Origin of the sequence: Buttiauxella noackiae ATCC 51607 (assembly GCF_001654865.1) — a bacterium.
In the GTDB taxonomy this organism is placed as follows: Bacteria; Pseudomonadota; Gammaproteobacteria; order Enterobacterales; family Enterobacteriaceae; genus Buttiauxella; species Buttiauxella noackiae.
The window spans coordinates 227,925-246,613 of record NZ_LXEO01000049.1; the positions used below are offsets into that span (position 1 = coordinate 227,925).

Below are 18,689 nucleotides of genomic sequence, written 5' to 3' on the forward strand. Positions count from 1 at the left end.
GTCGGGTAAGCGCCAGCGCCACCCGACAATTTTTACTTAGCGTCGGTCGCCGTACCATTAGCATGCCAGGTAAACACGCCAAACTCGAAGCCCTTCAGATCGCCCTTCTCATCCCAGCTCAACGGCCCCATTACGGTTTCCACCGTCGCGCCTTTCAGGTAAGTCGCGATCTTAGCAGGATCTTCTGACTGGTTCAGACCCGCCGCCAAAGATTGCAGTGCTGCGTAGGTCGTCCATACGAATGCGCCGCTTGGATCTTGTTTCTTCGCTTTGATGGCATCTACAACCGGTTTGTTAGCAGGAACCTGGTCGTAGTTCTTCGGTTTGGTGACTAACAGGCCTTCAGCAGATTCACCGGCAATGTTAGACAATGAAACGTTCGCAACACCTTCTGGACCCATGAACTGAGTTTTCAGGCCTGCTGCACGAGACTGACGCAGGATCTGACCCATTTCCGGGTGGTAGCCACCGTAGTAAACGAAGTCGATGTTCTCTTTCTTCAGGCGTGCCACCAGCGTGGAGAAGTCTTTCTCGCCTGCGGTGATGCCATCAAAGAACACCACGTTAGCGCCGCCTTTTTTCAGGTTGTCCTGAACGGAGCGCGCCAGGCCTTCGCCATACTGTTGTTTGTCATGAATTACCGCGATGTTTTTCGGTTTTACATGCTCAAGGATGTATTTCGCCGCAGTCGGGCCCTGATCGGAGTCCAGACCGGTAGTACGCATTGTCAGTTTATAACCGCGCGAAGTCAGCTCAGGAGCCGTTGCCGCAGGGGTAATCATCAGAATACCTTCGTCTTCGTAGATGTCAGACGCAGGCTGGGTGGAAGAGGAACACAGGTGGCCGATAACGTATTTGATCCCATCGTTAACCACTTTGTTAGCGACAGCCACGGCTTGTTTCGGGTCACAAGCATCGTCGTATTTAGTGATAACCAGTTTGTCGCCTTTGATGCCGCCTTTGGCATTAATATCAGCAACCGCTTGTTCTGCACCGGTAAATTCCTGGTCGCCATACTGAGCAACCGGGCCAGACATCGCCCCAACTACCGCTACTTTGATATCCTTAGCAAATGCCGCGTTGCTCATCGCAAGCGCAATACAACCAGCCAATAACGCTTTGCCCTTCATTTTCATCCTGAGAATCCCCATTCTTGTTGTGATTGGTATTTACCCATCATCCTTCAAGCTGCAGGGGTGTTGGCTGCACTCACTTACCCGAATCACTTACCTTAGTAAGTTCATCGGGATAAGCTCCCTGGCCGCGTTACTCGGCAAAGCCTCGCCCCGTTGGGGCCAGCGCAAGCGCTGTTCAAAAGGTAAAAACCTTTTGTCCTGCAACTCGAATGCTAATGGATAATTGTTGTGTTGTTTTGGCACGGTTTTATTTTTGATTTAAGAACACCGCGCGTGCCTTCGCCGCACTCCGAGTTAAAAACATACCCGAATTTACGGTTTTTGGAATAACAATTTTTTCACAATGGGAAAGGAAAGTGACGGGCATAAAAAAACCGCCCCGGAAGGCGGTTTTTTTGTCTTGTTGAATAACTTACGCTTCGATGGCCATGCGCAGTTTTTTCATTGCGTTCTTTTCAAGCTGACGCACACGCTCAGCAGAAACACCATAACGATCGGCCAGTTCTTGCAGCGTGCTCTTATTCTCTTCGTCGAGCCAACGGGCACGAATAATATCCTGGCTACGTTCATCCAGGCCTAACATGGCATCGCTGAGTTTATCAGCCGCGTGCGATTCCCAGTTGTCGTCTTCAATGCCGTCAGCAAAGTTAGAAGATTTATCCTGCAAGAACAGCACAGGAGCCATTGGCGCGCTGTCTGAATCGTCGTCGTTACCCATGTCGAACGTCATGTCCTGCGCCGCCATACGAGATTCCATCTCGCGGACATCTTTGCTGGAAACACCCAGCTCGTTGGCGACCATTTCCACTTCGTCCTGGTTGAACCAACCCAGACGCTGTTTAGTTTTACGCAGGTTAAAGAACAACTTACGTTGTGCTTTAGTGGTTGCCACTTTCACAATACGCCAGTTACGCAGAACGTATTCGTGAATTTCAGCCTTGATCCAGTGCACGGCGAACGACACCAGACGGACACCGACTTCCGGGTTAAAGCGACGCACTGCCTTCATCAGGCCGATGTTGCCTTCCTGAATCAAGTCAGCCTGCGGCAAGCCATAGCCCGAGTAATTACGAGCGATATGAACAACAAAGCGCAGGTGAGACAGGATCAGCCTTTTCGCTGCTTCCAGATCGCCCTGGTAATGCAGCTTTTCAGCCAGCTCCTTCTCTTCCTCAGCCGTTAACATCGGCCAGGAATTAGCGGCCCGGATATAAGATTCCAGGTTACCAACAGGGGCTAAAGCTAAATTTTGCATTTCTTTGGTCATTCAAACCCTCTCTTAAGACTAACGTACAGGTTGCTACACCATGCTGCACCTGACAACACGTCAAGCGCCAAACCGTACCATCCACAGTAAACTCAGACAGTGATGTTATCCACAAGTTCACTGTAAAGCTGTGCATATATTACACACAAAATGTGACAGAGCTATGAAACTGGGCAGGAGAAACACATACCGGGGTGGGAGCGTGTCCCCTGCTGACGGGTACTTCGTAGCAGGGAACAAGTATACCAAAAAATTTTTACTCTGGGGTAAAACGACGTAAATGTTGTACCGTTGCGATCCATGCTGCCAACCATCCACTCATGGAGGCAACCAGCAGCAGCAGCAGGCATTCATCGAAGCCTAAACCCGTAAGATCGAACTTAGTTCCAAACACTTGCGCCACTTCTGTCACCGCAGAAGATAACCGCCATACCAGAATTTCGGTGAGGATCAGCGACAAAAATGCCCCGCTGAACCCTAACAATGCGCCGCCGTACAAAAATGGACGCAGGATAAATCCATCCGTTGCACCAATCAGTTTTTGCACGTTGATGGTATCGCGGCGAGCAAAGATGCTCAGACGCACGCTGTTACCAATCACCAGGAACACCGCAGCGACCATCAGCACACCAATCATTGCAGCAACACGACCTACAAGGCCAGTCAACGAAGCCAGGCGCGCAAACCAGCTATCATCCATACGCACTTCATCAACACCGTTAATACGGGCTACGCGGTCACGTAAGGTATTTAGGTGGTCTGTAGTCTGGAAATCAAGTTTCGGGTTCACCACCGCAACGGCAGGAAGCGGGTTTTCTTCCAGCATATCCAACGCGCCACCAAAGCCCGACCAGTTGCGGAACTCGCCTAAGGCTTCGTCACGCGAAAGATAGTTAACTTTATCGACGCCCTCTTCCGCCTGAATCGCGCCAACGACTTGCTGTGCGGCGTTATCATCCAGCGCTTTATCGAGGTAAACCGTGATTTGCGGAGAAGGATAATACTGCGTGGCGGCCTGATTCACGTTCTTGTAAACCATGTAGCACACGCTAGGCAGCGTCAGGGAGATGGCGATAACCATCACCGTCAGGAAAGTGGCTAGTGGCTTGCTGCGCAGGTCTTGTAAAGCGCCCTGCCAGGCGTAACGGAACTGTTCGTTCACGCCACCTTTTAGAGATTTGCTTTTCGACTGAGGCCCTTTGCCACGTTTTTTCACCGAGCGACCTAAATCCCCTAGCTTATTGAGCGAGTTGATTTTATCCAGCTTGTTGCTGAAGCGCTTTATGTGATTGAGCGCGCTGCGTTTATTCACCTGCCAGGCCTCCATGCAAATGGCCGTCACTTAACGTCAACATGCGATAATTACGGCGAGATATCAGCCCCATGTCGTGCGTCGCCATCAAAACAGTTACCCCCACCCGGTTAAACTCTTCGAACAGACGCAAAATCCCTTCCGAGAGCGCATCATCGAGGTTACCGGTTGGTTCATCCGCCAGCAATACAGCGGGCTTGTTCACAACAGCGCGGGCAATACCCACGCGCTGCTGTTCACCACCAGAGAGTTGGATCGGGAAATTCTTCGCTTTATCGAGCAGGCCGACTTTATCCAGTGCCGCACTAACGCGACGGCGAATATCTTCACCGCTGGCACCTGCGATGATCAGCGGGATTGCCACGTTGTCATATACGGTTCTATCCATCAACAGATGGTGATCCTGGAAGATCATACCAATCTGGCGACGCAGGAACGGCACTTCGCGGCTCTTAAGGCGGCTAATATCATGGCCGCCAAAAGCAATTTTCCCGGCGCTTGGCCGCTCAATACCGCAGATAAGCTTGAGCAGGGTACTTTTCCCCGCGCCTGAGTGGCCGGTCAGAAAAGCCATCTCGCCAGGTTGCATATGGAAAGTCACTCCCTGCAACGCTTGTCTCCCACCGAGATAGGCCTTACTAACGTGTTCAAAGCGAATCATGGTTAATCCTCTCGGGCAAAAAGTGCCTCAATAAAATCGCCCGCATTAAACGGACGCAAGTCCTCAATACGCTCGCCGACGCCAATATAGCGAATCGGAATACCAAACTGATCGGCAACGGAGAAAATCACGCCGCCTTTGGCTGTACCATCGAGTTTGGTAAGCGTAATGCCTGTCAATCCAACGGCTTCATGGAACAATTTAGCCTGGCTAATCGCATTCTGCCCGGTGCTGGCATCGAGGGTGAGCATAACCTCATGCGGTGCGTCTTCGTCCAGTTTTTTCATTACGCGGACGATTTTCTTCAGCTCTTCCATCAGGTGCGCTTTGTTCTGCAGACGCCCGGCAGTATCAGCCAGAAGTACGTCGACATTACGTGCTTTCGCGGCCTGAATGGCATCGAAAATCACTGAGGCAGAATCAGCGCCCGTGTGCTGAGCAATAACAGGAATATTGTTACGCTCGCCCCACACCTGCAGTTGTTCTACCGCAGCGGCACGGAAGGTATCACCCGCCGCCAGCATCACAGATTTGCCTTCCTGCTGGAACTGACGAGCCAGTTTGCCGATGGTAGTGGTTTTACCCACGCCATTAACACCAACCATGAGAATAACGAATGGCGTTTTGCCTTCCACTTTTAGCGGCTCATCGACTTTCGCCAGAATTTCGCCCATCTCTTCTTTCAGCAGACCGTACAACGCTTCGGCGTCACGCAGTTCTTTGCGGCTTGCGCCTTCTGTCAGATTGGTGATGATTTTACGCGTGGTTTCAACACCAACGTCGGCAATAAGCAACTGCTCTTCGAGCTCTTCAAACAGATCATCGTCGATTTTCTTGCCGCGGAACAGACTGATAAATCCGGAACCGAGGTTCTGCTTGGTTTTAATCAGGCTGCGTTTAAGGCGAGCAAAGAAACCTTCTTTGGTTGGTCGCTCTTGTTCGTGCTGGACTTCTTCGGCCTGAGTCTCTTCAGGCTCGAGTTCTGCCGCAGCGTCTTCAACAATAACGGCTGCAACAGGAATGTCTTCAACGAGGTCTTCTACCGGCGCTTCTTCAGCAACAACTTCTTCAATGACTACGTCTTCAACCGGAGCGACTGCAATTTCTTCAGGCGCAACAAGTTCTTCGGGCTCAACAACCGTTTCAACTTCAACGACAGCTTCAACAGGAGTTTCCGCAAGGACAGGTTCTTGCTCAGGCTGCCACTCTTCTGGCGATTCAACCTGCACAGCTTCTGGCGTGACTATCTCTTCAGGAACCGGTAACTCTTCGTGTTCAACCGCCGCTTGCGCGGTTATTTCTGGTTCTGGAATGATTTCCGGTTCAACCGCAGCCACTTCGCTTTCGACGAGTTTTTCAGTGACTTCTACGATCTCTTCAGCGAAGGCTTCAGGTTCTTCATGCTTATCAAGCACCACAGCTTCAGGCAAAACCTCTGGCTGAATCTCGGTTTGAGCTTCTGGCTTAGTCTCTTCTGGCTGGGCAGTTTCTTTAGCGGCTTGCGGTTGTTCAGATTCAACGACCTGTTCAACAACCTCTTCGGCAACCGGTTGTTCTTCAGCTACTTTTTGTTCTGGTTCTTGTTCAGAAGCCTGCTCTTTCTGGCCAAAGCCTAGCCATGAAAAAAAGCCACGTTTTTTCTCTTTCGCCATTTGCGAACACACTCCTCGCTGTTAATTCATGGCACAGGCCCGATTGAGCATGCCACGGGCACTGAAAATAATTATCTAATGAATGCCTTAGTCTATCACTTTCCCCGCCTTACACACACCGTTACACTAGACGGCAAGAAATTGCATCGCAGTGAGTCTCATGAAAAAACCGCAATCTACTGGCACCGGCCAGATCCGTATTATTGGAGGCCAATGGCGCGGCCGCAAACTCCCCGTCCCAGACAGCCCAGGCCTGCGTCCTACCACGGATCGGGTTCGTGAAACCCTGTTTAACTGGCTGGCACCATCAATGGTTGATGCCACGGTGCTGGATTGCTTTGCAGGAAGCGGTGCGTTGGGACTTGAAGCCTTGTCGCGTTACGCGAGCCGTGCCACATTGCTGGAGATGGATCGTAACGTTTCACAGCAGTTGCAAAAAAATCTCGTCACGTTAAAAGCGACCAATGGAAAGGTAGTGAACACCAACACACTCAATTTCCTCGCGCAACCCGGCGAGCCGCATACCGTTGTGTTTGTTGATCCGCCGTTCCGTAAGGGGTTGCTGGACGACACACTCGCGCTGCTGGAAAACAACCACTGGCTGGCAGATGAAGCGCTGATTTATGTAGAAAGCGAAGTTGAAAACGGAATGCCAGCGGTGCCAGCAAACTGGTCGCTGCATCGTGAAAAAGTCGCAGGCCAGGTCGCATATCGTTTATACAGTCGTGAAGTTCAAGGAGCGAAGTGATGCTGATTAATATAGGCCGGTTGCTAATGTTGGGCGTCTGGGCATTTTTGTTACTGAATATTTTCCATCCGTTCCCGCGCCCGCTGAATATTTTCGTTAACGTCGCGCTAATCTTTACTGTGTTGATGCACGGCATGCAGTTAGCGTTACTGAAATCGACTCAACCGAAAGGCAGCCCGCCACTCAGCCGTGCTCAGCAGATTAAAATTTTTATCTTTGGAGTATTTGAACTGCTGGTCTGGCAGAAGAAACTGCGTCAGGGCAAATAAAATCACTCGGGGATGAAGCCAACAAAGCGCGTCCCCTTGTACTGCAACATGCCTTTATCTCCCACACTCATCGAATGATATTGCTCTGCCGTCACGCGCATTTTTAGCTCCAGCCCGCCACTTTGTGGGCGAAACCAAACCTCATAACGCATGATATCTTCGACAGGTGTCACCTGGCGTTGTCGTGAACGACGATCGGTGGTTGGCGATTCACGTTTTGTCGCCACCAACACGCTTCTTTCCATCACGGGTGCCGCATCATTTTCAGCGTTCTGACGACGCTGCTGCACAAAGCGGAACGATGCCGCCACGATGATGACAGCAACAACAGCAATGAAGAAAAGTGGCATTTTACTCATAGATTTATCTCGATTTGTCAGGCACTTTTAAGAATACCCTGCACGTCGTGGCGTTGTCATCTATCGACGTTAACCACTAGACTGACAATAGAGTCGTGCTTTAAGTACGATAAATTTAATTCAATACCCTTCAGCATTCGAGTTGCAGGATGAGGGGTAGGAAAAGGGATCCGCCATGCTCTGGTCTTTCATCGCTGTATTCTTTTCCGGGTGGCTATACGTTGACGCCTCCTATCGTGGCCCAACCTGGCAACGCTGGGTCTTCAAACCTGTCACACTATTGCTGTTATTACTGCTAGCCTGGCAAGCGCCGATGTTCAACGCGACAGGCTATTTGATCCTCGCGGGGCTTGCGGCAACGCTGCTCGGTGACGCTCTCACCCTGCTTCCAACCCAGCGCATGTTGTATGCAATCGGGGCCTTTTTCCTGTCGCACCTGCTGTATACCCTCTATTTCGCCAGCCAAATGACGTTCAGTTTCTTCTGGCCTTTGCCTCTAATTTTGCTGGTAATTGGTGCGCTACTGACCGCCGTAATCTGGACACGCCTCGAAACTTTCCGTTGGCCGATTCTGACATTTATTGGCATGACGCTGGTGATGGTATGGCTGGCCGGTGAGCTCTATTTCTTCTTACCAACACGTCCGAGTTTCTCAGGCTTTATTGGCGCAACGCTGCTGCTATTGGGCAACATAGTGTGGCTGGGTAGCCATTACCGCCGCCGCTTCACAGGTGATAGCGCCATCGCCGCGGCCTGCTATTTTGCCGGTCACTTTATGATTGTCCGCGCGTTATATATTTGACCTTGAGGGGCGGTTGTTACCGCCCCTTAAATTTCCCTCTTGACTCTGGAGTCAACTCCAGAGAGTAACATGCGTAATGAGAACATTATCATTACCCAGGAGGGCATATGCTCAACTCCCCAAAAACACCACAATTTGCGAAGGCAAAACTTAGCCCATTGCCGATTAAAACAGACGCATGCCAGGGTAATGATTGCTGTAGCGAAGCTACCGTCGCTCCGGAAACGGAGATGCTCCCTCAAAGCGGTGAACGTTATAGCTGGGTTATCAACGGTATGGACTGTGCCGCCTGCGCCCGCAAAGTTGAAAACGCCGTAAAACAGGTTGCTGATGTGCAGCATGTAAAGGTCTTGTTTTCTACAGAAAAACTGCTGGTCAGCGCCGAACGAGACGTTCGTCAGGACGTTGAAAAAGCGGTCAAAGCCGCAGGATACACTTTGCGTAACAGCACAGCTCCGGCACCAAAAACCTCTTCATGGCATGAGAATTTACCGCTCATCTTACTGATAGCCATGATGGCGCTGAGTTGGGGTCTTGAGCAGTTTAATCACCCGTTTGGCAATATGGCGTTTATCGTCACCACTTTGGTTGGCCTGTGGCCGATCGCTCGTCAGGCGGTGCGTCTGATGCGCAGCGGTAACTGGTTTGCCATCGAAACGTTGATGAGCGTGGCCGCTATTGGCGCACTGTTTATCGGGGCGACCGCCGAAGCCGCGATGGTTTTACTGCTGTTCTTAATTGGTGAGCGTCTGGAATCCTATGCCGCCAATCGCGCACGCCGTGGTGTGAGCGCGCTGATGGCGCTGAAACCAGAAGTGGCGACTCGTATTCGTAACGGTGAACGTGAAAGCATCGCGCTCTCTGATTTACGCCCGGGCGATGTCATAGAAGTAGCGGCGGGCGGGCGTTTACCTGCCGATGGTCGCTTGTTAACCCCATTTGCCAGCTTTGATGAAAGCGCATTAACCGGCGAGTCCATTCCGGTCGAGCGCCAGCAAGATGAAAAAGTCCCGGCAGGAAGCACCAGCGTAGACAGACTGGTGCAGCTCGAAGTCATTTCCGAACCCGGTGACAGCGCAATTGACCGCATCCTGCGTTTAATTGAAGAGGCCGATGAGCGCCGCGCCCCGATTGAGCGCTTTATTGACCGTTTCAGCCGGATTTACACGCCAATTATTATGGCGATTGCACTACTTGCGGCGGTTATTCCTCCGCTGCTGTTTGGGCAAAGCTGGGGCGAGTGGATCTATAAAGGGCTGGCATTATTACTGATTGGTTGCCCATGCGCGCTGGTGATTTCCACTCCTGCCGCAATCACTTCAGGGCTTGCGGCGGCGGCTCGCCGTGGGGCATTAATTAAAGGCGGCGCAGCACTCGAACGCCTCGGGCAAATTCAGCATATCGCTTTTGATAAAACCGGCACGTTAACCGCCGGCAAACCACAAGTGACAGCCATTGAAGTAAATGGCGAACTTAGCGAAAACGATCTGCTGGCGCTGGCCGCTGCCGTAGAGCTTGGATCGTCGCATCCCCTGGCCCAGGCGATTGTGCGTGAAGCGCAAAACCGCAATCTGGAATTGCCCGACACCAGTGCACACCGGGCGCTGGCAGGTATTGGCGTGGAAGCCACACTTAATGGCGAAACGTTGTTATTAAGCGCACCGGGTAAGCTCGCGAATACCGTGCTTAATACGGCCTGGCAGCAGCGAATCACTCATCTTGAAGCCGAAGGCCAGACGGTAGTTGCACTCTTACAACAAGGCCAGTTACTTGGCATTCTGGCTTTACGCGATACCTTACGCAGCGATGCAAAAACGGCAGTTGCAGCACTGCACAACCTCGGGGTTCAGAGCGTGATGCTAACGGGTGATAACCCACGTGCAGCAGCAGCCATCGCGCAGGAATTAGGAATGGATTATCGTGCAAGCCTGTTGCCTGCCGATAAAGTCAGTGCGGTGAATGAACTCAACGCCCGTGCACCGTTAGCGATGGTCGGCGACGGCATCAACGACGCTCCCGCAATGAAGGCCGCAACTATCGGTATTGCGATGGGCAGTGGCACGGATGTCGCACTTGAAACCGCCGATGCAGCTCTCACGCATAACCGTCTGACGGAACTGGCTAGTATGATTAGCCTGGCACGAGCCACGCATAACAATATTCGCCAGAACATCACAATCGCATTGGGTCTGAAGGGGATTTTCCTGGTGACCACGCTTTTAGGGATAACCGGTCTGTGGCTTGCGGTATTAGCCGATTCTGGCGCGACAGCATTGGTTACGGCGAATGCTTTGCGGCTGCTGCGGAAACGGTAAATCGCAAAGAACAAGCTAAGGCTAAAGTGATAACGGTCAGGTAATTACCTGACCGATTTTTAATAAATAACGAGATGCTCTTTAGTGGCAGATCAGAAATAAAGTTTTAAAACCTTATTCAATAAACAGTCCTGGAGAGATACCGAATCTGGCTGCCAAAGCCTTAATGTGATCCAGCGATAATTTACGCTCGCCCTTGAGGACACGGGACACCATAGACTTGCTACCAATCTCCGGTAAATCGGAAAGAGTGAGATTATGTTGGTCTATAAGTGTGCGCAGCACGGCCAGGCCAGCAGGCAGCGCCGCTAAACGGGCATTAAATTCTGCATATTCAGGTGCAGAATCTTCGTAGGCTTTAATTTTATCAACAACGATATCGAATAGAGGGTTGGCAATATCATCTGCATCCATCAACTCTTCAATGAATGCCAGCGCTGCAACATGCTGTTCGTCGTTACGGATACCCGCCACAAACGGCGCAATGGCGTAGAGTGCAGCGGCGGCTTTATTAATTTCAGCAGCGATCATTTTTTACTTCCCCTTTTGTGTTTAGCGTTAAAAACATCATATTCCTTGTGAGTGAATACATGCTTTACGTAAACAACCTGGTGTTTAAAATCTATTTTTACTATCACGCGATAGCTATTACGGCAGATGTTAATCACGTAATGCCTATCAATATCTTTGTGGTTATCCAGCGAAGGAATGACTTTCCGTAAATCCTCCGGCGTCGCAAAAACCCCCTTTTCGATAAGTTTCCAAAAATCCTCCAGCGCGTCCGCAGCCTTTGGATATTTTTCTGCGGCTTCCCTCAATGGCTTTCGTGTTATAAGGCGCATTTTACAGGCTTATTGTTGTCTGCGTGTCAACACACTATCTCTTTGTTGTCTACCAGTCAACAATGATGTTTATTTAACCCTCATTCCACTGGAACAAGGGCCCTTTTGTCTTTTTAATTCATCCCCAAAGCATGCGGCAACCACAATGAAACTGCCGGAATATAGGTCACCATCGCCAGCACCACCAGTAACACGCCGTAGAACGGCAACATGGCGCGAACCACCACTTCGATTTTCTGCTTACTCACCGCGCTGGCGACAAACAGCACTGAACCGACCGGTGGTGTAATCAAACCGATGCCCAGGTTCACCATCATGATCATGCCAAAGTGAACCGGGTCGATACCCAGTGAATTCGTCACCGGCAACAGTACCGGCGTGAGGATCAGGATAATCGGTGCCATGTCCATTAGCGTGCCAATCAGCAGCAGCATGATGTTCAGATACATCAGAATCACGTACTTGTTGTCAGATAGCGAAGTGAAGAACTCGGTAATGCGTGAAGGCAGTTGCATGTAAGTCATGACAGCGCCAAACGCTGAGGCAAAACCAATCAAAATCATCACAATAGAGACTGTTTTAACGGTGCGGAACATCAGTTTTGGCAGCTCATTCCACTTGTAGTCGCGGTAGATAAACATGGTCACGAAGAACGCCCACACGCAGGCCACTGCCGCCGATTCTGTTGCGGTAAAGACCCCGGTTAAAATCCCGCCGAGAATAATGACCACCGTCATTAAGCCCCAAAGCGCATCAAAGAAAATTTTCAACGCCTGTTTGAAGGGAATGCGTTCACCTTTCGGATAACCGCGCTTATGGGCAAACCCGAGACACATCACCATCAGGCAGAAACCCAGCAACAACCCTGGCAAAATACCCGCGATAAACAGCGTAGCAATAGAAACTGTGCCACCCGCCGCCAGAGAGTAAATCACCGAGTTATGGCTCGGCGGGATCAAAATCGCCTGCACCGATCCACTCGCCGTTACCGCCGCCGCATATTCACGTGGGTAACCCTTTTTCTCCATTTCCGGGATCATTACGCTGCCGATAGATGCCGTATCCGCCACAGACGATCCGGAAATCGCGCCAAAGAAAGTGGACGCCACGATATTCACCAGCGACAACCCGCCGCGAATAAACCCAACGAAAATATACGCAAAGTTGACCAGACGACGGGCAATGCCCCCTTCCGCCATAATCGCCCCGGCCAGGATAAAGAACGGGATCGCCAGCAGAGTAAATTTATTCACCCCACTGGTGATTTGAATCATGATCGCTTCCAGCGGCAAATCGATCCATAGCGCTCCCACAATGGCGCTTAGCCCAACGGCAAAAGCCACAGGCATACCCACTGCAAGCAGCACCGCGAGTGTTGCTAATAATATAAATGCGTCCATGTTATCCCCTGGTCTTAACCGTGATTACCAAGCAGCACTACCGGGCGGTTCTCTTGAGAGCCAAACAGTAATCGCTCGACAACAAACAGAATCAATAAAATCGCGCCAACAGGCAGCGGGAGATAGGTTTGGCCAGAAGTGAGAACGGGGAATTCGGCAACAGGTTGCTCCCATAGATCTGCACACAGGTAGAAGCTGTAATAGAACATCACCAGTGAGATGATCAGCATGAGCAGGTCGACGATACGTGCGCAAAACGTCTGCCACGCAAGCGGCAGACGATCTGTCAGCATGTTAACCGCAATATGTGAACCGGCGCGGTAACTTACCGCCGCGCCAATGAACGTGAAGGTCACCATGCAGATTATCGCTACAGGTTCCGGCCAGGATTCCCCACGGTTAAGGACATAGCGCGAGAAAATCCCAATCGGAATAATGACTGTCATCACCAGCAGAGATAGCCCCGCCACAAACATCGCCAGCAAATAAACTTTATCCATCAAGTCTGAATAGCGTTGGGACATAGGATGTCCTCCACGAAAACGTTAGCGGCAAAAGTTACTGAACATCAGCAATAGCTTTCATCAGGTCCTGATGTTTATCGCCGTATTCTTTACGGACTGGCTCAGTCGCTTTCACAAACCAGGCTTTGTCGATTTCATGGAACTGCACGCCACCGGCTTTCATTTTTTCCAGTGCCTGTGTGTTATAGGCATTCCATAATTGGCGCTGTTCCATTTGCGCTGCACGCGCCAGAGTCAGGACTTTTTGCTGCTGGTCAGGCGTAAGTTTGTCCCACTTCACTTTGGAATAAAGCAGCATTTCTGGCGTGATGAAGTGGCCGCTCAGCGTGTAGTTTTTGGCGACCGGCATGTAGTTGTGGGCAATAAATGTCGGCGGGTTGTTTTCAGCGCCGTCGATAACACCAGTTTGCATACCGCTATACACTTCGCTCACGCCCATCGCGACCGAGTTTGCCCCCATGTCTTTAAGCGTTGCCAGTGCGACCGGGCTACCCTGAACGCGGATTTTCATCCCCTTAAGATCTTCAGGTTTTACAACCGGGTTTTTGGTAATCAAGTTACGCGTGCCAGAGTCCATCCAGCCGAGGAACACCAGGCGAGATTTCGGGTTATTCGTCAGCTTGTCGCCAATCTCTTTACCTAAATCGCCGTCGATTACTTTGTGCATATGGTCTTCATCGCGGAATACGTACGGCAGGGTAAAGACTTCAACATCCGGCAGGATCGCAGCAACCGGCGCCATCGAAACGCGGATCATATCGATCGCCCCCATTTGCGCCTGTTCGATCATCTGTTTTTCATCCCCAAGCACACCGCTTGGGAACACTTTAATCTCTAAATCACCATTGGTTTCTTGCTTAAGTTTTTCGCCCATATGCTGCACTGCGACCACGTTCGGATAGCCTTCCGGGTGAACGTCAGCGGCTTTAATCACTTGTGCGAGTGCAGTTTGAGCAAACAGAACTGACGCGGTAGACAGACATAAACCAGCAAAAGCAGGCAGAAAGGTCTTCTTCATTGTGTCGCTCCAGCAGAGGTAGAAATGTGAGGTAGGAAGTAAAACAATGTTTTAATTTGTCGATTAAAAACTAGACTACGTGGAGAAAAGCGTGGGTGAAGCACTTCACAAAAAGCGACAAAAAATGAAATTGGGGTTCATTAGAGATGCAAAGAGGGTTCAGAAGCCCAAAGCGGGGAGCAGAGGGCTTGCGCGGCGTTATTAGCCTTTACGCAACAGATACTGATAAGGCAATGATTCCACTTGTTTAGCAAGCAGTTCGTGTTCCATGAAAATGCAAAATCCTGGGATATCGCGGGTAGTTGCCGGGTCATCAGCAATCACCAGCAGGGTTTCGCCAGCCTGCATATTGCGGACTGTTTTACGCACCATCATGACGGGTTCGGGGCAGCGCAGGCCCAGGGCATCGAGAGTGTGGTCAGGATTAGAAAAAAGATCGGTCATGAGAAAGCTCGCATTTAACAAACCGCGATAGTTTACGCCGGGAAGATTCTCGTGCAAGTCACGTGAACGATTGCGTTAAAATTAACCATTGCAAAGCAGGGCTAAAGCAGTATCATCGCCCCCGCTTAAAAAAGCGTTTTGGGTTCCCTCACCCCACCACTAAAAAGGCTACAAAATGACGCAGTTCAATTCTACTCAGCGCACTAAAGCGCTGTTCTGGCTATCGCTATTCCATTTGCTGGTGATCACCTCCAGCAATTATCTGGTGCAATTACCGGTCTCGGTTTTTGGTTTCCATACCACCTGGGGCGCGTTTAGTTTTCCGTTTATTTTCCTCGCAACTGACCTGACGGTACGCATTTTTGGCGCCCCTCTCGCACGCCGCATTATTTTTGCCGTGATGATGCCCGCGCTGATTATTTCGTACGCCATTTCTGCACTGTTTTATATGGGCACCTGGCAAGGGTTTGACGCGTTACTGCACTTCAACCTGTTCGTCGCCCGTATCGCCGCCGCCAGCTTTATGGCTTATGCGTTAGGGCAGATTCTGGATGTGCACGTGTTTAACCGCCTGCGTCAGAGCCGCCACTGGTGGCTTGCGCCAACGGCTTCAACGTTCCTGGGTAACGTCAGCGACACGCTCTCCTTCTTCTTTATTGCTTTCTGGCGCAGCCCGGATGCGTTTATGGCGCAGCATTGGGTCGAAATCGCCATCGTAGATTACTGCTTTAAAGTGCTTATCAGCATTATATTCTTCCTGCCGATGTACGGCGTGCTGCTGAATATGTTGTTGAAACGTCTGGCAGATAAGTCTGAAAGTTCGGCGTTACAGCCGGGTTGACGGTGGTTGAATTATCTTGTGATAAGATGCGTAGAAGGCCGCAAAGGCTTGCTAACGTAAAGGAAGAAGTCATGGGTAACCTGGTAAAATATGTCGGTATCGGCCTGCTGGTATTAGGCCTGGCCGCTTGCGATAACAACGACAGCAAAACGGCTACTACACCTGCGGCGCAAAGCAGCGCAGCCGGTCAGCCGGTCAGCCTGCTGGACGGGAAAATAAGCTTTGCATTGCCCGCCGATATGACCGACCAGAGCGGTAAATTGGGCACTCAGGCAAACAACATGCACGTATATTCTGATGCTACGGGTCAGAAAGCAGTCATTGTGATTGTCGGTGACAATACGCCTGACGATTTGGCAGCTTTGACAAAACGTCTTGAAGAACAACAACGTGCTCGAGACCCACAGCTGCAAGTCGTGACCAATAAATCCATTGAGATTAAAGGCCACACGCTGCAACAACTTGACAGTATTATCTCTGCAAAAGGCCAGACAGCTTACTCATCTGTTATCCTGGGTAAAGTAGATAACCAACTGTTAACCATGCAGATCACACTGCCTGCGGATAATCAGCAACTGGCGCAAACGGCCGCTGAGAACATCATTAATACCATCACCATCAAATAACTATTGTTGCTGTGATGATGACACGGCCTCCGGTTGCTCAACCGGGGGCCGTTTTTTTAGCTGCCATGCCATCAGCAATGCGATGCAAACCAGCACTGCAGCTGCCAGATAAATCACCGATACACCGGAGTAAGCCATCACTAACCCGGCTAACGGCCCGGTAATACCCAGCGATAAATCCATAAATACGGTATAGGTCGCAAGCGCGCTGCCCTGGTTTTGCTGCGGCACCATTTTCACCGCCACCACGCCCAGCGCCGGGAACACTAAAGAGAAGCCAGCTCCAGTCAGGAACGTGCCTACTTTTGCCATCCACGGCTCAACGGCAAACCCAACAAACAGCAAACCGATAATCTCGACCGAGAAACAAATCATTGCCACATTCAGGCCGCCGAAGCGGTTAATCCCGTTCGGGAAAAGTAAGCGAGTGCCCACAAACGCACAACTAAAGAGTGTTAACGCAAAAGCAGCACCGTCCCAGCCTTTGGCGTCGTAAAACAGTGTGATGAAAGTTGCGATCACACCAAAACCGGCAGATGCGAGAGCGAGCGCCATACCATAAGGCCAGACGCGGCCTAGCACCGCGCGAAACGGCAGCGGTTTGCCTTTATTGGCTTTTACCGCCGGACGTGGAAGTGCCAACAACACAGCCACCAGTGCCACTGCCATAATAATTCCAGCTAACAGTTTTAGCCCGCCGAGATGATAAAAGAGCACGCCCAACGGAGCGCCCATCGCCATCGCGCCATAGGTCACAATGCCATTCCAGGAGATCACCCGCCCGATATGCAGCGACCCGACGACACCCACGCCCCAGAGCGTTGAACCGGTTCCGGCAAAACTTTGCCCAATCCCTAAAATGACGCGTCCTATACAAAGCAACACCAGACTCACCAACGGCCAGGCACTGCCAAGCGCCGCCAGCATGTAACTCGCCCCACTCAGGAAGCAGCCGCATAAACCAAAAATGACGATTTTTTTAGGGCCAAGAATATCTGCGTAGCGCCCGGCATGTGGGCGGCTTAGCAACGTGGCGAAATATTGCAGGCTTATCACAAGCCCGGCCCAAAACGCGCTATAGCCCATCACGTCATGAACGTAACCAGGCAAAACAGCCAGCGGCAGGCCAATGGTCATGTAGCTTGCAAAGTTGAACATCACTACAGAGACAATCTGTAGATTGAGTCGGAAACTGCTTAATGCGGGGGCAGGAGTGAGGTCAGGCATCGGGCATTCACTTTTAAAACAGCGTTCCCCAGTATATACACGTCGAGATTCACATTTCAGCAACAGACTTTCAGACTTGCCCTGCGGGTGCGAAATAAACGAAGCGCTACACTTAGAGAATTCCTCCTTTTCAGGATTTTTCCATGCTCTCTCCAGAACCCGATAAAACCGGGCTACATATTTTAATAAAGCTTTCAGCGCTGGTGATTATTCTTGCCGGGATTCATGCTGCGGCAGACATTATCGTGCAGCTATTGCTCGCGCTATTTTTTGCCATTGTGCTCAATCCGCTGGTCACCTGGCTGATTCGTCGAGGAGTAAACCGCCCGCTCGCAATTTCGATGGTCGTGTTTGCGATGCTCGTCGTACTGACGATGGTGGTCGGGGTGCTGGCAGCATCCATGTCTGAATTCATCGATATGCTGCCGAAGTACAACAAGATGCTGACGCAAAAAGTGTTTGAGCTCGAAAAGATGCTGCCGTTTATGCACCTGCGATTATCACCTGAACGCATGTTGCAGCGTATGGACTCTGAGAAAGTGATGTCTTACGCCACCACGTTAATGACCGGACTTTCTGGCGCGATGGCCAGTATTCTGCTGCTGGTGATGACTGTGGTATTTATGCTTTTCGAAGTGCGCCATGTTCCGTACAAACTGCGCTTCGCCCTTTCCAACCCGAAAATTCATATCGCCAGCCTGCACCGCGCACTCAAAGGTGTGACGCATTATCTGGCGCTAAAAACGCTCATCAGCCTGTGGACCGGTCTGATTATCTGGCTTGGCCTCGAACTGCTGGGCGTGCAATTTGCATTGATGTGGGGCGTGTTGGGATTCTTGCTCAATTACATCCCCAATATCGGTTCGGTTATTTCCGCTATTCCGCCAATGATTCAGGCGTTTTTGTTTAACGGCACCTATGAAATGATTTTGGTTGGCGTGCTGTTCCTTGCGGTGCATATGCTGCTCGGGAATATCCTCGAACCACGCATGATGGGGCGCGGCCTCGGGATGTCGACCTTTGTGGTGTTTCTGTCATTGCTGTTCTGGGGCTGGCTGCTCGGCCCGGTGGGTATGCTCCTGTCAGTGCCGCTAACCAGCGTATGTAAGATTCTGATGGAAACCACTCAGGGAGGCGCAAAACTTGCGGTGCTGCTTGGGCAAGGGCGCCCAAAAAGTCGGTTGCCGGGATAGGTTCTTAATTTCCCGGGTGATAAGTTAATGTTCACCCGGGAAAAGAAAAAGGA

The 18,689-nt window shown here is 51.0% G+C and carries 20 protein-coding genes; 7 read left to right on the forward strand and 13 right to left on the reverse strand.

The genetic code is table 11. The features are described 5' to 3' along the window. Positions 1-32: 32 nt before the first annotated feature. From M979_RS16780 to ftsY, 5 genes are all read right to left on the reverse strand, one after another. Positions 33-1,136 carry a branched-chain amino acid ABC transporter substrate-binding protein gene (locus M979_RS16780; RefSeq protein WP_122974048.1) on the reverse strand — a complete coding sequence of 368 codons (1,104 nt, stop codon included), beginning with the start codon at positions 1,134-1,136 and terminating at the stop codon, positions 33-35. Between the two features lie 412 nt (positions 1,137-1,548). After that, the gene (rpoH, locus tag M979_RS16785; protein ID WP_034460519.1) at positions 1,549-2,403 is read right to left on the reverse strand and encodes an RNA polymerase sigma factor RpoH; all 855 of its coding nucleotides are present in this window, start codon (positions 2,401-2,403) and stop codon (positions 1,549-1,551) included. Between the two features lie 256 nt (positions 2,404-2,659). Then, positions 2,660-3,715, reverse strand: a complete 1,056-nt coding sequence (gene ftsX / locus M979_RS16790; RefSeq protein WP_034460744.1) for a permease-like cell division protein FtsX — start codon at positions 3,713-3,715, stop codon at positions 2,660-2,662. Next, positions 3,708-4,376: a cell division ATP-binding protein FtsE gene (gene ftsE / locus M979_RS16795; RefSeq protein WP_034460521.1), complete on the reverse strand. Its 669-nt coding sequence runs from the start codon at positions 4,374-4,376 to the stop codon at positions 3,708-3,710. Before ftsE ends, ftsX begins: the two co-directional genes overlap by 8 nt. Positions 4,377-4,378: 2 nt before the next feature. After that, positions 4,379-6,028, reverse strand: coding sequence for a signal recognition particle-docking protein FtsY (ftsY, locus tag M979_RS16800; RefSeq protein ID WP_064555711.1), 1,650 nt, complete (start codon positions 6,026-6,028; stop codon positions 4,379-4,381). A gap of 160 nt (positions 6,029-6,188) precedes the next feature. Here ftsY and rsmD point away from each other — a divergent pair, with 160 nt between their 5' ends. Beyond that, complete coding sequence (rsmD, locus tag M979_RS16805; protein WP_064555713.1) at positions 6,189-6,776, forward strand: 16S rRNA (guanine(966)-N(2))-methyltransferase; 588 nt, start codon at positions 6,189-6,191, stop codon at positions 6,774-6,776. After that, positions 6,776-7,045 (forward strand): DUF1145 family protein, encoded by a 270-nt coding sequence (locus M979_RS16810; RefSeq protein ID WP_034460527.1) that lies wholly within the window; start codon positions 6,776-6,778, stop codon positions 7,043-7,045. Before rsmD ends, M979_RS16810 begins: the two co-directional genes overlap by 1 nt. Before the next feature lie 2 nt (positions 7,046-7,047). Here the strand turns inward: M979_RS16810 and M979_RS16815 are convergent, their stop codons facing one another. Continuing rightward, positions 7,048-7,404 (reverse strand): DUF2500 domain-containing protein, encoded by a 357-nt coding sequence (locus M979_RS16815; protein ID WP_064555715.1) that lies wholly within the window; start codon positions 7,402-7,404, stop codon positions 7,048-7,050. A gap of 175 nt (positions 7,405-7,579) precedes the next feature. On the opposite strand from M979_RS16815, the gene M979_RS16820 reads away from it, so the two are divergent. Then, positions 7,580-8,206, forward strand: coding sequence for a lysoplasmalogenase (locus M979_RS16820; RefSeq protein WP_034460531.1), 627 nt, complete (start codon positions 7,580-7,582; stop codon positions 8,204-8,206). A gap of 107 nt (positions 8,207-8,313) precedes the next feature. Next, the gene (gene zntA, locus M979_RS16825; protein WP_064555716.1) at positions 8,314-10,521 is read left to right on the forward strand and encodes a Zn(II)/Cd(II)/Pb(II) translocating P-type ATPase ZntA; all 2,208 of its coding nucleotides are present in this window, start codon (positions 8,314-8,316) and stop codon (positions 10,519-10,521) included. A gap of 114 nt (positions 10,522-10,635) precedes the next feature. Here the strand turns inward: zntA and M979_RS16830 are convergent, their stop codons facing one another. The 6 genes from M979_RS16830 to tusA form a co-directional block, all read right to left on the reverse strand. Further along, a complete protein-coding gene (locus M979_RS16830) occupies positions 10,636-11,052 on the reverse strand; it encodes a helix-turn-helix domain-containing protein (protein WP_064555717.1) in 417 nt (138 codons plus the stop codon). Continuing rightward, positions 11,049-11,363: a type II toxin-antitoxin system HigB family toxin gene (locus M979_RS16835; protein ID WP_064555719.1), complete on the reverse strand. Its 315-nt coding sequence runs from the start codon at positions 11,361-11,363 to the stop codon at positions 11,049-11,051. Before M979_RS16835 ends, M979_RS16830 begins: the two co-directional genes overlap by 4 nt. 113 nt (positions 11,364-11,476) lie before the next feature. Next, positions 11,477-12,763: a TRAP transporter large permease gene (locus M979_RS16840; protein ID WP_064555720.1), complete on the reverse strand. Its 1,287-nt coding sequence runs from the start codon at positions 12,761-12,763 to the stop codon at positions 11,477-11,479. A 14-nt stretch (positions 12,764-12,777) separates the two neighbouring features. Beyond that, positions 12,778-13,287 (reverse strand): TRAP transporter small permease, encoded by a 510-nt coding sequence (locus M979_RS16845; RefSeq protein ID WP_034460537.1) that lies wholly within the window; start codon positions 13,285-13,287, stop codon positions 12,778-12,780. A 34-nt stretch (positions 13,288-13,321) separates the two neighbouring features. After that, the gene (locus tag M979_RS16850) at positions 13,322-14,305 is read right to left on the reverse strand and encodes a TRAP transporter substrate-binding protein (protein ID WP_064555721.1); all 984 of its coding nucleotides are present in this window, start codon (positions 14,303-14,305) and stop codon (positions 13,322-13,324) included. A gap of 201 nt (positions 14,306-14,506) precedes the next feature. After that, positions 14,507-14,749 (reverse strand): sulfurtransferase TusA, encoded by a 243-nt coding sequence (gene tusA / locus M979_RS16855; protein WP_034460541.1) that lies wholly within the window; start codon positions 14,747-14,749, stop codon positions 14,507-14,509. A 175-nt stretch (positions 14,750-14,924) separates the two neighbouring features. Here tusA and M979_RS16860 point away from each other — a divergent pair, with 175 nt between their 5' ends. Together M979_RS16860 and M979_RS16865 are read left to right on the forward strand one after the other, a co-directional pair. Then, entirely contained in the window at positions 14,925-15,590 is a 666-nt protein-coding gene (locus tag M979_RS16860; protein WP_064555723.1) for a 7-cyano-7-deazaguanine/7-aminomethyl-7-deazaguanine transporter, read from the forward strand. A 71-nt stretch (positions 15,591-15,661) separates the two neighbouring features. Beyond that, the gene (locus M979_RS16865) at positions 15,662-16,216 is read left to right on the forward strand and encodes a DcrB family lipoprotein (RefSeq protein WP_034460543.1); all 555 of its coding nucleotides are present in this window, start codon (positions 15,662-15,664) and stop codon (positions 16,214-16,216) included. Here M979_RS16865 and M979_RS16870 read toward each other — a convergent pair whose 3' ends face one another. Then, the gene (locus M979_RS16870) at positions 16,217-17,443 is read right to left on the reverse strand and encodes an MFS transporter (protein ID WP_064555724.1); all 1,227 of its coding nucleotides are present in this window, start codon (positions 17,441-17,443) and stop codon (positions 16,217-16,219) included. 143 nt (positions 17,444-17,586) lie between these two features. Here M979_RS16870 and M979_RS16875 point away from each other — a divergent pair, with 143 nt between their 5' ends. Continuing rightward, positions 17,587-18,636, forward strand: a complete 1,050-nt coding sequence (locus M979_RS16875) for an AI-2E family transporter (protein ID WP_034460545.1) — start codon at positions 17,587-17,589, stop codon at positions 18,634-18,636. Positions 18,637-18,689: the final 53 nt, after the last annotated feature.

What these genes read in the sequence shown, in the direction of transcription:
- rpoH (WP_034460519.1), bottom strand. Translation starts at nt 2,403, where the DNA reads ATGACCAAAGAAATGCAAAATTTAGCTTTAGCCCCTGTTGGTAACCTG.
- ftsY (WP_064555711.1), bottom strand. Translation starts at nt 6,028, where the DNA reads ATGGCGAAAGAGAAAAAACGTGGCTTTTTTTCATGGCTAGGCTTTGGC.
- M979_RS16780 (WP_122974048.1), bottom strand. Translation starts at nt 1,136, where the DNA reads ATGAAAATGAAGGGCAAAGCGTTATTGGCTGGTTGTATTGCGCTTGCG.
- M979_RS16835 (WP_064555719.1), bottom strand. Translation starts at nt 11,363, where the DNA reads ATGCGCCTTATAACACGAAAGCCATTGAGGGAAGCCGCAGAAAAATAT.
- ftsE (WP_034460521.1), bottom strand. Translation starts at nt 4,376, where the DNA reads ATGATTCGCTTTGAACACGTTAGTAAGGCCTATCTCGGTGGGAGACAA.
- M979_RS16870 (WP_064555724.1), bottom strand. Translation starts at nt 17,443, where the DNA reads ATGCCTGACCTCACTCCTGCCCCCGCATTAAGCAGTTTCCGACTCAAT.
- M979_RS16810 (WP_034460527.1), top strand. Translation starts at nt 6,776, where the DNA reads ATGCTGATTAATATAGGCCGGTTGCTAATGTTGGGCGTCTGGGCATTT.
- M979_RS16815 (WP_064555715.1), bottom strand. Translation starts at nt 7,404, where the DNA reads ATGAGTAAAATGCCACTTTTCTTCATTGCTGTTGTTGCTGTCATCATC.
- M979_RS16840 (WP_064555720.1), bottom strand. Translation starts at nt 12,763, where the DNA reads ATGGACGCATTTATATTATTAGCAACACTCGCGGTGCTGCTTGCAGTG.
- zntA (WP_064555716.1), top strand. Translation starts at nt 8,314, where the DNA reads ATGCTCAACTCCCCAAAAACACCACAATTTGCGAAGGCAAAACTTAGC.
- M979_RS16830 (WP_064555717.1), bottom strand. Translation starts at nt 11,052, where the DNA reads ATGATCGCTGCTGAAATTAATAAAGCCGCCGCTGCACTCTACGCCATT.
- M979_RS16845 (WP_034460537.1), bottom strand. Translation starts at nt 13,287, where the DNA reads ATGTCCCAACGCTATTCAGACTTGATGGATAAAGTTTATTTGCTGGCG.
- M979_RS16860 (WP_064555723.1), top strand. Translation starts at nt 14,925, where the DNA reads ATGACGCAGTTCAATTCTACTCAGCGCACTAAAGCGCTGTTCTGGCTA.
- M979_RS16865 (WP_034460543.1), top strand. Translation starts at nt 15,662, where the DNA reads ATGGGTAACCTGGTAAAATATGTCGGTATCGGCCTGCTGGTATTAGGC.
- M979_RS16875 (WP_034460545.1), top strand. Translation starts at nt 17,587, where the DNA reads ATGCTCTCTCCAGAACCCGATAAAACCGGGCTACATATTTTAATAAAG.
- M979_RS16820 (WP_034460531.1), top strand. Translation starts at nt 7,580, where the DNA reads ATGCTCTGGTCTTTCATCGCTGTATTCTTTTCCGGGTGGCTATACGTT.
- rsmD (WP_064555713.1), top strand. Translation starts at nt 6,189, where the DNA reads ATGAAAAAACCGCAATCTACTGGCACCGGCCAGATCCGTATTATTGGA.
- M979_RS16850 (WP_064555721.1), bottom strand. Translation starts at nt 14,305, where the DNA reads ATGAAGAAGACCTTTCTGCCTGCTTTTGCTGGTTTATGTCTGTCTACC.
- tusA (WP_034460541.1), bottom strand. Translation starts at nt 14,749, where the DNA reads ATGACCGATCTTTTTTCTAATCCTGACCACACTCTCGATGCCCTGGGC.